This is a genomic window from Nocardioides convexus (genome assembly GCF_011090295.1).
This window is the reverse complement of sequence record NZ_JAAMYA010000001.1, coordinates 151,643-163,698: the sequence shown is the minus strand read 5'-3', so window position 1 is coordinate 163,698 and position 12,056 is coordinate 151,643. Positions and strand designations below refer to the sequence as shown.

Annotated in this window: 11 protein-coding genes and 3 pseudogenes; 1 reads left to right on the top strand and 13 read right to left on the bottom strand. The window is 72.8% G+C overall.

Annotation, left to right across the window (positions count from 1 at the left end; all coding sequences use genetic code 11):
- Positions 1-68: 68 nt before the first annotated feature.
- Complete coding sequence (locus tag G5V59_RS01195) at positions 69-341, bottom strand: hypothetical protein (RefSeq protein WP_278255313.1); 273 nt, start codon at positions 339-341, stop codon at positions 69-71.
- Positions 313-1,461, bottom strand: coding sequence for a PAS domain S-box protein (locus G5V59_RS01190; protein WP_278255312.1), 1,149 nt, complete (start codon positions 1,459-1,461; stop codon positions 313-315). Before G5V59_RS01190 ends, G5V59_RS01195 begins: the two co-directional genes overlap by 29 nt.
- Positions 1,462-1,627: 166 nt before the next feature.
- On the opposite strand from G5V59_RS01190, the gene G5V59_RS01185 reads away from it, so the two are divergent.
- On the top strand, positions 1,628-3,526 hold the full coding sequence (locus G5V59_RS01185; protein ID WP_278255311.1) for a glycosyltransferase: 1,899 nt from the start codon (positions 1,628-1,630) through the stop codon (positions 3,524-3,526).
- A 949-nt stretch (positions 3,527-4,475) separates the two neighbouring features.
- On the opposite strand, the gene G5V59_RS35430 is transcribed toward G5V59_RS01185, so the two are convergent.
- The 11 genes and pseudogenes from G5V59_RS35430 to G5V59_RS01135 all read right to left on the bottom strand — a co-directional run.
- Entirely contained in the window at positions 4,476-4,835 is a 360-nt protein-coding gene (locus tag G5V59_RS35430) for a hypothetical protein (RefSeq protein WP_341350809.1), read from the bottom strand.
- 93 nt (positions 4,836-4,928) lie between these two features.
- Complete coding sequence (locus G5V59_RS35425; protein WP_341350808.1) at positions 4,929-5,294, bottom strand: ATP-binding cassette domain-containing protein; 366 nt, start codon at positions 5,292-5,294, stop codon at positions 4,929-4,931.
- A 15-nt stretch (positions 5,295-5,309) separates the two neighbouring features.
- Positions 5,310-6,095: an iron chelate uptake ABC transporter family permease subunit gene (locus G5V59_RS01175; protein ID WP_278255310.1), complete on the bottom strand. Its 786-nt coding sequence runs from the start codon at positions 6,093-6,095 to the stop codon at positions 5,310-5,312.
- Positions 5,978-6,343 carry a hypothetical protein gene (locus G5V59_RS01170; RefSeq protein WP_278255309.1) on the bottom strand — a complete coding sequence of 122 codons (366 nt, stop codon included), beginning with the start codon at positions 6,341-6,343 and terminating at the stop codon, positions 5,978-5,980. The genes G5V59_RS01175 and G5V59_RS01170 overlap by 118 nt, the downstream gene beginning before the upstream one ends.
- Positions 6,340-7,382: pseudogene (locus tag G5V59_RS01165) on the bottom strand (iron ABC transporter permease). The gene G5V59_RS01170 and the pseudogene G5V59_RS01165 overlap by 4 nt, the downstream one beginning before the upstream one ends.
- Before the next feature lie 69 nt (positions 7,383-7,451).
- Positions 7,452-8,036 (bottom strand): hypothetical protein, encoded by a 585-nt coding sequence (locus tag G5V59_RS01160; protein ID WP_278255308.1) that lies wholly within the window; start codon positions 8,034-8,036, stop codon positions 7,452-7,454.
- The gene (locus G5V59_RS01155) at positions 8,018-9,499 is read right to left on the bottom strand and encodes a hypothetical protein (RefSeq protein WP_278255307.1); all 1,482 of its coding nucleotides are present in this window, start codon (positions 9,497-9,499) and stop codon (positions 8,018-8,020) included. Before G5V59_RS01155 ends, G5V59_RS01160 begins: the two co-directional genes overlap by 19 nt.
- A 258-nt stretch (positions 9,500-9,757) precedes the next feature.
- Positions 9,758-10,462, bottom strand: a complete 705-nt coding sequence (locus G5V59_RS01150) for a hypothetical protein (RefSeq protein WP_278259558.1) — start codon at positions 10,460-10,462, stop codon at positions 9,758-9,760.
- A 91-nt stretch (positions 10,463-10,553) separates the two neighbouring features.
- Positions 10,554-10,721: pseudogene (locus G5V59_RS01145) on the bottom strand (hypothetical protein); the annotation flags it as partial.
- Position 10,722: 1 nt separating this feature from the next.
- Positions 10,723-11,256: a hypothetical protein gene (locus G5V59_RS01140; RefSeq protein ID WP_278260255.1), complete on the bottom strand. Its 534-nt coding sequence runs from the start codon at positions 11,254-11,256 to the stop codon at positions 10,723-10,725.
- 242 nt (positions 11,257-11,498) lie between these two features.
- A pseudogene (locus G5V59_RS01135) lies at positions 11,499-12,031 on the bottom strand (bifunctional glutamine-synthetase adenylyltransferase/deadenyltransferase); the annotation flags it as partial.
- Between the last annotated feature and the right edge of the window lie 25 nt (positions 12,032-12,056).

Genomic DNA, 12,056 nt, shown 5'->3' with positions numbered 1-12,056 from the left:
AGCGGTCCGGTGCGACCGCGCCGAGCAGCGGGCTGGACCAGCGCGCGAGCGCCTCGACGCCGATCACCTCACCCGAGCCGAGGTCGATCTGCGGCTGGAAGACCAGGGAGAGCTCGTCGGTCTCGATGGCCTGGCGCAACGCGGCCGAGAGCGAGAGCTTGTCGTTGTTGTCGGCCAGCATCCCGTGCTCGAACCAGCGCACCGTGTTGCGGCCGGCGGCCTTGGCCTCGTACATCGCGATGTCGGCGTGCTTGAGCAGGGTGACCGGGTCGTCGCCGTCGGCCGGGTACAGCGCGCCGCCGATGCTCGCGGTCACCGCCAGGCTCGTAGCCGTGCACCACGATCGGGGCCAGGACCGCCGACAGCAACCCGTCGAGCCGGGCGTCCAGGTCGGTGCCCGGGTCGAGGTCGTCGAAGACGATGACGAACTCGTCGCCACCGAGCCGGGCCACCACGTCGCCCTGGTGCCCCCAGGCCAGCAGCCGCTCGGCGACGACGACGAGCAAACTCGTCGCCGATGTGGTGCCCCAGGGAGTCGTTGATCCGCTTGAAGTGGTCGAGGTCGAGCAGCAGCAGGGCCACCTGGCGCTGCGATCGGTCGACGCAGTCGAAGGCCCGGTCGAGGTGGCGCACCAGCAGCGACCGGTTCGGCAGGTTCGTCAGGCCGTCGTGAGTGGCCAGGTGCTCCACCCGCTCGCGGTCCTCGATCCGGTGGGCGATGTCGTAGGCCACGACGATGAAACCCGGCTCCTCCCCCAGCGGGAGCGGGACGATCGCCTCGTTGACCGGTACGGCGTACCCGTCCCGGTGCAGGTAGGTCCACTCCGCCTCGTCGGCACCCACCCGGCTCAGCGCGGGGGTGCCGTCGGCGTAGCGGGCCCGCTCGACGGCGTCGATGTCGGTGAGCCACCGCCCGATCAGGCTCGTCCTGGCGGTAGCCGAGGAGCGACTCCGCGGCCGGGTTGGCGGTGACGATCCGCCCGGCGCCGTCGATGACGAGCACGCAGAACGGGATGGTGTCCAAGATGGTGCGGCGCAGCAGGTTCTCGGCCGCGGCCTTCTCGGCCTCCGGCCGCGCAGCCGCTCGGTGATGTCGATGACCGAGGCCAGCACGTAGCGCTCGCCGCCGATCGTGATCGGGTTCAGCCCGATCTCGACCCGCATCTCGGTGCCGTCCTTGCGCACGGCGTAGAGACTCGCGGCCCACACCCATGCCGCGACGCGACGGGTGGGCGACGTACTCCTCGCGGGTGCGGTCGTGGTGCTGCCGGAACCGCTGCGGCACCAGGTCCTCCACGCGCAGCCTGCTGCAGGCTCCTCGCGGGAGTAGCCGAAGGAGTGCTCCGCCTCGGCATTGGCCAGGACGACCCGGCCGTCACCGGCGACGAGGAGCATCGCACTGGGCGAGGCGTCGACGACGAGGCGCAGGTGCTCGTCCGCGGCCACGGCGCAGTGCGCCACGGAAGAATCCGCTCGCGACCCCATGGGTTCTCCGTCCTGGCGCTCGTGCTCCCCCGCCTCCGTGCGGGATCTCGCCCCTTCAGATCGGCGGCTCTCGCGCCGATCGGAGAAGTGTCGCCGGATGGTTTCCCGACCGGCGATGTCCTAAGGTCGAGGAGGGTTTGAGGTGGAGGATCTCTCGGGAGGAACGAGCATGCGCGGGCTTCAACGAGCCGTGGGGCTGCTGATCATCGGTACGGCGGCCCTGGGCGCCGCGCTCCTGTGGTGGGCGGTCTCCGACACCCGCAGTGGTCAGGCCGCACCGTCCGACGGCATCGTCTTCGGTGTCTGGCACCTGCTCTACGACACCGAGGCGCCGACCCTGCCCACGCTGGCGTTCGCCGCGGGCCTGGCCCTGCTCTTCGCTGCCGGCGTCGCGGTGCTCGAGCGCCGCATCGCCAACCGCGCCCGGCGCAGCGAGGACGGCGCCGGGCTGCCGCTGTCGCCGAAGCACGTGATGACGGAGACCCGCGGCGTCTTCCACGGTCCCGTCACGTTGACCGTCCTGGTGCCCGCGCACAACGAGGAGGCCGCGATCCGCGGCACCCTGGAGTCCCTGCTCGCGCAGTCGCACCCGCCCGAGCGGATCATCGTCGTCGCCGACAACTGCACCGACGACACCCCCGCCATCGCGCGCTCGATGGGCGTCGAGGTCTTCGAGACCGTCGACAACAAGCACAAGAAGGCCGGCGGCCTCAACCAGTGCCTCAAGGACGTGCTGCCCGGCCAGGGCGAGAACGACCTGGTCATGGTGATGGACGCCGACACCTCCCTCGACGACGGCTTCCTGGAGGCCGTCGTCCGGCGGATGAGCGCCGACCGCGCGCTGATGGCCGTCGGCGGGCTCTTCTACGGCGAGGAGGGCAAGGGCCTGATCGGGCAGTTCCAGCGCAACGAGTACACCCGCTACGGCCGCGACCTGCGCCGCCGCCGCGGCCGGGTCTTCGTGCTCACCGGCACCGCCACCGCCTTCCGGCCGCGGGCGCTGCGTGCCGTCGCCGCCGAGCGCGGCAAGATCCTGCCCGGCATCCCCGGCGACGTCTACGACACCCTCGTCCTCACCGAGGACAACGAGATCACCCTCGCCCTCAAGACCCTCGGCGGCCTGATCATCTCCCCGTCCGACTGCACGGTGGTGACCGAGGTGATGCCCACCTGGCGCGCGCTGTGGGCCCAGCGCCTGCGCTGGCAGCGCGGTGCTCTGGAGAACCTCGGCGAGTACGGCATGCGCCCGGCGACCTTCCGCTACTGGGCCCAGCGAACTCGGCATCGGCTACGGCGTGATCGCGCTGTTCGCCTACCTGCTGCTGATGTTCTTGATGATGACCTCCTTCGACCAGTGGGTGTGGTTCCCGTTCTGGGTCGGCACCGGCCTGATCTTCACCGCCGAGCGGATCATCACCGTGTGGCGCGGGGGCTGGAAGGCCCGCCTGCTCGCCGCCACCCTCTTCCCGGAGCCTGGCCTACGCGCTCTTCCTCGACATCGTCTACCTCAAGGGGATCATCGACATGTCCATCGGGCGCCAGGCCGCCTGGAAGCACGTCGTCCAGACCCCGAGCGGCAACCGGGTGGAGGCATGACCGCGATGAGCAGCCTGCTGGTTCCGCTCGGCATCCTCTTCCCCGAGGCCCTCGTCCGCTCGCACGCGTTCGCGATCCTCGCGGCCTTCGTGGCGATCAACACCGTCGTGTACGTCGCGCTGTCGATCGCCAAGGCCCTGCCCAAGATCTACCTCACCGACCACCTCCCCCGGCGCTACCAGCGCGCCGAGACCCGCAGCATCTACCCCGACGGGCCGCGCTGAGGCGTCGTACCGGAACAGCCGAGCCCCCCGCCCACGAGGGGCGAGGGGCTCGTTGCGGCGAGGCTCCCGAGAACCGGCCGCGCTACTTCTTCACGGCCGCCGAGAGCCTTCTCGACCAGGTCGGGCATGCCGCCGGACCACTGGAAGGCTCAGAGCGGTCGGCGGGGAGACGGCGGAGATCTTCTCGCGACCGACGACCTGGGCGACGTGGCCGTCCTTGACGGCCGGGATCGCGAGCGCCTTCTGGTCCTTGAGGAACGCCGCGGCCTGCTGGTCGTCGTCGAAGTAGGTGACGACGGCGTCGGCGTCGATGGCGTCGACCTTCTCGTAGACTCATGTCGAAGTAGAACCCGCCCTTGGACGTGTCCAGGCTTTGGCCACGCTCGGCGCGACCTCGAAGCCCAGGCTTGGTGAGGATCGACAGGCGCGGGTCCAGGCTCGGTGTAGAGCGAGATCGAGGACGGCGCCGGGTAGAGCGCGGCGATCGTCTTGCCCTGGAACTCCGGGTGCGCCTTGGCCTGGTCGGCCAGGGACTTGTCGATGTCGGCGAGGATCTTGGCACCGTGCTCGCTGCGGCCCAGGGCCTTGGCGGTGATGGTGATGGTGTCCTGCCAGGTCGTCGTCCAGGGCGCCTCGGGGTAGGCGACGGTCGGCGCGATCTCGGAGAGCCTTCTTGTACTGCTCCTTCGTCAGACCGGAGTACGGCGCGAGGATCAGGTCCGGCTTGGCGGCGATGAACTCGTCGTAGGGGACGGTGGCACCGGACCCGTCGTCGGGGAGCAGGGTCGGGTGCGCGACCTTCTCCTTGTCGTAGGCCTCCTCGACCCACGGCAGCAGGTTGCCCTTGCCGACGGTCCACAGGCTGCTCGGCGATCGCGACGGGGTAGACGCCCGAGGCGATGGCCGCCTCGGTGGAGCCCCAGCCCCAGGTGGCGACGCGCTGGGGCTCGGACTTGATCTCCGTCGAGCCGAAGGCGTGCTCGATGGTGATCGGGAACTTGTCGGTGACGGCGAGGGTGGTCTCGCCGGCGTCCTTGTCGGTGTCTTCGGTGCCACAGGCCGCCAGGGCCAGGACGGTCGCCAGACCGGCGACGAGCGCCGTGCTCCGGCGGAAGGCGCGCGTGATCCGCACGTCTCCTCCTCGGGTTCTCGGGGTTAGGTGAGGCTATCCTAACGGTCCGCTGCGGCGAGGCCGCGGCGGGTCCGGCCCTTGGGCACCACGAGCGGTCCCCCGGTCACCGGGTCCGGGACCACCTCGGCCTCCAGGCCGAAGGCCGAGCGGACCGACTCGACGGTCAGCACGTCTCCCGGAGCACCCTGGGCGGCGATCCGCCCTCCGGACATGACGACCATGTGGTCGGCGTACCGCGCGGCGTAGTTGAGTCTCGTGCAGGACCATGACGACCGTCGTCCCGCGCTCGGCGTTGAGGTCGCTGAGCAGGTCGAGCAGACTCGAGTCTGGTGCGTCACGTCGAGGTACGTCGTGGGCTCGTCCAGCAGCACCGCGTCGGTCTCCTGCGCGAGCACCATCGCGATCCAGACCCGCTGCCGCTGCCCGCCGGACAGGCTCCTCCAGGCGCCGCTCGGCCAGGTCGGCGACGCCGGTCGCCTCCAGGGAGCGCATCACGATCCGGTCGTCGGCGCTGGTGTGCCGGCCGAACCAGCCCTGGTGCGGGAACCGGCCCCGGCCCACCAGCACCGGCGACCCGCACCCCGTCCGGTGCGACCGAGGACTGCGGCAGCACCCCGATCAGCCGGGCCAGGCTCGCGGCGCGAGAGCGATGCGGCGTCCCGGCCGTCGATGCGCACCGTCCCGGCGGTCAACGGGTGCAGCCGCGCGAGCCCGCGCAGCAGGGTGGACTTGCCGCAGGCGTTCGGGCCGACGATCGCGGTCACCTGGCCGGGCGGGAGCTCGATGTCGAGGTTCTCGATGACGGCGTGGCCGCGGTAGCCGAGCGCGAGGCCCTGGGCGGTGATCGAGGTGCTCATCGGGTGGCCTTTCGTTCACTGCGGGCAAGGAGCAGGAGGAGGTACGGCGCACCGATCAGGCCGGTCACGATGCCGACCTGTGCGGTGATCCCGCCGGGGAGGGCGTACTGGCCGATCACGTCGGCCGCCATGGTGAGCGCGGCGCCGACGACGGCCGAGGTCAGCAGCGCCGGGCCGCCGTCGTCGACCAGGCGGCGGGCGATGGCCGGCGAGACCAGGGCGACGAAGGCGATCGGGCCGGCGACGGCGGTGGCGAGCGCGACCAGCCCGACCCCGATGAGCAGGGCCGTCACCCGGGCGCGCGCCGGCCCGAGGCCGAGACCCTGGGCGTGCTCGTCGCCGAGGGCGAGGGCCCGCTGCTCGCGGGCGATCGGGACGGTGAGCAGCGCCAGCAGGGCCACGCCGGCGGTGAGGATGCCGAGGGTGCCGTCGCGGACGTCGGACACGCTGCCGACGGTCCACAGCAGCACGGTGCTCGCGTCGCGGAGACTCGGTCTCGGCCAGGCGCCAGGAGATGAGCGAGCCGCAGAGGTAGGCGATGCCGACGCCCACCAGGACGAACCGGATGCCGTGCAGGCCGTTGCGCCAGGCCAGCACCCAGATCGCGAACGCCGTCACCAGGGCCCCGGCGAAGGCGGCCAGGTTGACGGCGGCTCCCGTGGCGCCGTACCCGACGATGGCGGTCACCGCGCCCAGCGAGGCACCACCGGAGATGCCGAGGATGTCGGGGCTGGCGAGGTTGTTGCGCAGCGTGGACTGGAAGAGCGCGCCCGCCAGGCCGAAGGCGATGCCGGCGACCACGGCGGCCGCCGCGCGCGGGAGCCGGACTCGCGCACCACGAGCAGGTCGAAGCGGTCGCCGACGCCGAGGAGTGCGGGGAACGAGCGCCCCGGCGGTACGCCGGCCGCGCCCAGCCCGAAGGTCACGAGCAGCAGCCCGAGGCAGATCGCGGCGCCCACCACGACCACGACGAGGGCGCGCGTGCGGTGGCGGCGCCGGATCCGGGTGATCGGCGCGACGGTGGGCGACGTGCTCGTCGTGGTGCTCACAGGCCCGCCACCCGTCGGCCGCGGGCCACGGCGACGAGCACCGGTGCGCCGATGATCGCGGCGACCACGCCGGCCTCGAGTCCGTCGGACTTCACCAGCCGGCCGACGATGTCGGCGGTCATCAGCATGACCGGGCCGAGCAGCGCGCACAGCGGCACGACCCAGCGGTAGTCCGTGCCGACCAGGCGCCGCGCGGCGTGCGGGACGGCGAGGCCGACCAGCGCGATGGGGCCGGCCAGGGCGGTCGCGGCACCGGCGAGGCAGATGATCGCGAGGCCGCCGAGCAGGCGCGTGGTCCCCACGCTCTGACCCAGGGCAGCCGCGACGTCGTCGCCGAGCGCCAGCCCGTTGAGCCGGTGGGCGACGAAGAAGGCCAGCGCGGCGCCCACCGCGACGAAGGGCCACAGCACGGACACGGCGTCGAGGTCGCGGCCGTTGAGCGCGCCGACCTGCCAGTACCGCAGGTCGTTGAGGGCGTCGACGTCGCGGAAGAGCACCAGCGTCGAGAGCGGCGTGAGCAGCGCGGTCACCGTGGCCCCCGCCAGGGCCAGGCTTGGACGGGTCGGCCGTTGCCGACGGAGAAGACCACCACCGCCGCGATCGCGGCGCCGAGGAAGGCGAACCAGACCGAGCCGAGCGGGGACATCACCCCGAAGGCCGTGGCCGCCACCACGACGCCGAGCGCGGCCCCGGCGTTGAGGCCGAGCAGGCCGGGGTCGGCCAGCGGGTTGCGGGTGATCCCCTGGCTCACCACGCCCGCCAGGCCGAGCGCGGTGCCGGCGAGCAGCGCGATGATCGTGCGCGGGACCCGCTGGCCGCGGATCACCGAGTGGTCGACGTTGCCGGCGACCGGGTCGGTCAGCGCGCGCCAGGCCTCACCGAAGGCCACCTCGCGCACGCCGAGCGCCAGGCTGAGGACCACGCCGGCGAGCACGAGCACCACGGCACCCACCAGGATCGCGACCCGCGCGTTGCGTCCCGAGGGCGCCACCGGAGCGCGCTCGGGAGCCAGCGCGGCCGCCGCGTGCAAGGTTTGCATAACCTAACAATCCCACAGCCGGCCTCGTCGCGCGCGACCGGTGGTGCCCGGACCGGTCCTGGAGCCGGGCTACGGCGCGGGCGCCGCCTCGTTGCGCGCGGCCACCCCGCTGGCGCCGGCCGCCGCGGCGAACAGCCAGCCGTAGAACGCCAGCAGCACCAGCCACGAGCCGATCACGACGCCGTACATGGTCGCCCACAGCCACGTCGGTACGTCGGGCTTGCGCTCGCGCTGCAGCATGAACGGCTCGTGCACGAAGGCCGCATCGGTGCCGTCGTCGACCTGGACCAGCCCCGAGGCCGGTCCGCTGATGGCGGTGTCGGCCGGCATGTGCACCGGGATCGAGACCATCGTCGTCGGCGCCAGGTGCAGGCGGATCAGCACCTTCCAGTTGCCGTAGACGGGCAGCGGCTCGCTGCTGCGGTACTCCCCCGCGTGGCCGGTCGGCTCCATCGCCACGCTGAGCATGCCGTTGCCGGGCACCTCGCCGCTCGTGCGGTGCCGGCCCTGGTAGGCCAGCGCGGAGATCCACACGGCGTCGTCCGCCGCGTCGAGCGGGTCGGTGCGCACGCTCACCCGGGTCATGCAGCCGTCGGTGCCGATGCAGTCGTCGTCGTAGGAGACGTGGCCCATGATCACGTCCGTCCCCGCCACCGGCTGGTACGTCGTGCGGCACACGTCGCCCTCGCAGGCTCTTGACCACCTTCACCTCCCCCGCGCTGGCGGGCGGGGCGAAGAAGGCCATCAGCACGACGAAGACCAGCGTGCCCGCCGTACCGAGCCAGCGACGGGTGGTGGCGATGCCCTCCCGCACCGGGGCGTGCTCGGGCGGCAGGTCGGCGATCCGCTCGACGTGCCGGGCGAAGGACCAGCCGAGCAGGCCGCCGCCCGCGGCGGCGAGGCCGCCGACGCCCAGCATCAGGGGCATCTGGTCGGCTCCCGGCGGCAGCGGGTAGGGCATGAAGAGGTCCATCCACCACCACTCGGTGGCCAGGCCGACGGTGCCGGCCAGCAGGCCGGCGGCGGCGGCGAAGGCCGGGCCGCGGTGCCGCCAGACGAGGGCGAGCGACTCGATGCACAGCGCCGGCCCGAGGAAGAGCAGCCAGTGCGCGCGGTGGATGTCGGGGACGGGCAGCGTGATCGCGAAGATCAGCAGCCGCACGACGGTGTACGTCGCCCACGCGACGAGCGCGCCACCCGGACCGAAGAAGAGCCGGCCGGCGGTGAAGATCCAGCCGGTGAGGAAGCCGGAGATGATGAACATCGTCGCGGCCGGGAACTGCGGCACGCCGAGGTCGAACTCCATGAGGAACGCCATCGGGATGATGCACATGCTCATCACGACGGTGAGGAAGACCCGGGTGGACCACGCGGCGCGGTCGGTGATCACGGCCGCGGGTGCCTCGCGTCGTACGGGCGGCAGGATCCGGCCGAACAGGCGCAGCCCCCCCGGTGGCGAGCCCGCCCATCCAGGTCCAGCGCGCGGCCGGCGGACGTCCGACCTGGGCGGACTCCGCCAGCAGCAGCGGGACAGCGAGGATGCAGGTCACCGCGCCGCCGATCATCATCACGTGGGTCGGTCCCCACTCGGTGACGTCCTGGCCGAAGAGCCGGTGCCAGACGTCGTCGGCCGGGAAGCCGGCGGCCGCGATCATGCCGGCGCCGAGCAGCACCAGGGTGCCCATCGGGACCCGCCACTTCGGCGTCAGCCGAACCGTGCGCCGCGGCAGCGGGTCGCGCGCCAGGCCGGCGGAGATCACCCCCGCGGCGAGGAAGAAGAAGATCCCGAACATGATCGGGAAGTGCGACGGGTTGGCCAGCGGGCCCTCGTCACGGCCGTTCTGCATGTGGATCGGGACGTCCCAGTAGACGCCGAACGCGCAGGTGATCAGCGAGAGCGTCGCCAGGTAGCTGGGCAGCCCGGCCCAGCGCGGCAGCCCGTCGAAGGCCGAGACCCGGTCGGCCAGCCGGCCGATGAGCGTGGGCTTCCCGTCCCGCTCGCGCAGCAGGAAGATCCCGAGCGGGACGTAGATCGCGGCGAAGGCCCCGAAGGCGATCAGGACCTGGTCGAGCGCCGCACCACCGGTCGGTGGGGCCTGTTCGGCAGCAAGCATCATGGGAGCACCTCGCATTCCTCGAGAGGAACGCTACTCGTGGTCACAGGTACCTGAACAGAGGTTCTCCAGCCGCCGGGCATGGCGCGGAGCACGGTGGAACCGGGCCGTGAGCGCTCACCAAAACAGGTGTCGGGCCGCGACCTCTGGGGGGGTCGGTCGCGGCCCGACGGAAGCCATCATGACACATCGAGGGTTCTCACGGGACACGAGGCCCCGGAGTTCGCACGATGGACGCACGGCCGCAACACAGCGCTGGGCTCACTCCCAGAAGACCCGGTCCACCACCGTGCGGGCGTGCCGCGTCACCCGCAGGTAGTCGTCCAGCAGCCGGTCGGTCTCGTCGGTCTGGTAGCCCAGGATGCCCGCGACCGAGCGCCGCTCCAGGGTCGCGCGCGGGAACTGGTCCCCCGCCCGGCCGCGCGCCAGCAGCAGCGCGTTGCGCACCCGCGAGGCCATCCGCCACGAGGTGCCCAGCGTCTCGGCGTCGTTGCGGCTGAGCAGGTCCGCCTCCGCCGCCGCGGCGAGCGCGGCGAGGGTCTGCGCCGTCCGCAGCCCCGGTACGGCGGCGCCGTGGCGCAGCCTGCAGGAGCCTGCACCGTCCACTCGATGTCCGCCAGTCCCCCACGGCCGAGCCTTGAGGTGCAGCGTCGGGTCGGCACCCCGGGGCAGCCGCTCCTTGTCGACGCGGCCCTTGATCCGGCGCACCTCCAGCACGTCGTCCTCGCTGAGCCCGCCCGCGGGGTAGCGCAGCGGGTCGATCAGCGCCGTGAAGCGCTCGCGCAGGTCCGGGTCGCCCACCACTGCGTCCGCGCGGAGCAGGGCCTGGGCCTCCCACACGTGCGACCACTTGGCGTAGTAGGCGGCGTAGGCGTCGAGCGTGCGCACCAGCGGGCCCTGCCGGCCCTCCGGGCGCAGGTCCGCGTCGACGACCAGCGCCGGGTCCGGGCCGGGCGCGGCGAGCACCTTGCGCAGGCTCCTCGGCGACCAGCCGGGCGAAGGTCGCGGCCTCGTGGCCGTCGACGCCGGGCAGCGGGTCGTGGACGAAGAGCACGTCGGCGTCGCTGCCGTAGGACGACTCGAAGCCGCCGTACCGGCCCATGGCGACGACGGCGATCCGGGTCGGGGCCTCCTCCAGCCCGCGCTGGCGGCAGATCGCACGGGTGGTGACGTCGAGCGCGGCCTCCAAGGTGGCGTCGGTGAGCCGGGCGAGCGCGAAGCCCACGTCAGCGACGTCGATCAGCCCGAGCACGTCGCCCGCCGCGATCCGCAGCAGGCTCCCGGCGGCGTACGGCGCGCACGGCCCGGATCGCCTTCTCCGGGTCCTCCTGGCGCCGCCCGCTCGCCAGCATCTCCTCGGTGAGCGCGGCCGAGCCGAGCGGCTCCAGGGTGCCGCCGAGCAGGCGCACCCCCGCCGGCTCGCGCTCCAGCAGGTCGGTGCAGTAGCGCGAGGTCGCCAGCAGGTGCGAGAGCCGCTCGGCGACCTCGCCCTCGTCGCGCAGGGTGGAGAGGTACCACGGCGTGCTGCCCAGCGCCTCGCTGATCCGGCGGAAGCCGAACAGCCCGCCGTCGGGGTCCGGGCACTCGGCGAACCACTGCAGCATCGCCGGGAGCAGGGTGCGCTGGATGGCCGCGGTGCGGCTGACTCCCGAGGTCAGTGCCTCCAGGTTGCGCAGCGCGGCCTCCGGGTCGGCGTACCCGAGGGCGGCGAGGCGGGCGCCCGCGGCCTCCGAGGACAGCCGGACCTCGTCGGCGCCCATCCGGGCGACGGCGGTGAGCAGCGGGCGGTAGAAGATCTTCTGGTGCAGCCGGCTGACCTCGCGGCGGTGCGCCTGCCAGGTGTCGACCAGGCGCTTCTCGGCCTCCTTGAAGAACCCGAGGCTGCGCCCGAGGCGGCGCAGTGACGCGTCGTCGGCCGGTACGACGTGGGTGCGCTGCAGGCGGTGCAGACTGGATCCGGTGCTCCAGGGTCCGCAGGAAGGCATAGGCCCGGTGCAGGGACTCGCCGTCCTCGCGGCCGACGTAGCCACCTTCGGTGAGGCGGGCCAGCGCGCTGAGCGTCGTCGGCGGCCGGATCCTCTCGTCGGCACGGCCGTGCACGAGCCTGCAGCAGCTGCACCGCGAACTCCACGTCGCGCAGCCCACCGGCACCCAGGCTTGAGCCTGGCGGTCGGCCTCCTTGGCCGGGATGTGGTCGAGCACCCGGCGGCGCATCGCCCGCGCGGCCTCGACGAAGCCCTCCCGGTCGGCGGCCGACCAGACCATCGGCGCGACCATCGCGATGAACTCCCGGCCCAGGGCCAGGTCGCCCGCGACCGGGCGCGCCTTGAGCAGCGCCTGGAACTCCCACGCCTCGGCCCAGCGCTCGTAGTACGCCTCGTGGCTGGCCAGCGTGCGGCTCAGCGGACCGGCCTTGCCCTCGGGCCGCAGGGCGGCGTCGACCGGCCAGATGGTGCCCTCGGCGGTGTGGTCGGAGCAGACCTGCATCATCTGCGCGGCGAGCCGGGCCGCGATCCGCTCGTCCCCGTCGTGCACGAAGACCACGTCCACGTCGGAGACG

Coding starts and splice junctions, on each gene's coding strand:
- G5V59_RS35430 (WP_341350809.1), bottom strand. CDS start 4,835: ATGGTGCTCGCGCAGGAGACCGACGCGGTGCTGCTGGACGAGCCCACG.
- G5V59_RS01140 (WP_278260255.1), bottom strand. CDS start 11,256: ATGGGCGCCGACGAGGTCCGGCTGTCCTCGGAGGCCGCGGGCGCCCGC.
- G5V59_RS01155 (WP_278255307.1), bottom strand. CDS start 9,499: ATGATGCTTGCTGCCGAACAGGCCCCACCGACCGGTGGTGCGGCGCTC.
- G5V59_RS35425 (WP_341350808.1), bottom strand. CDS start 5,294: ATGAGCACCTCGATCACCGCCCAGGGCCTCGCGCTCGGCTACCGCGGC.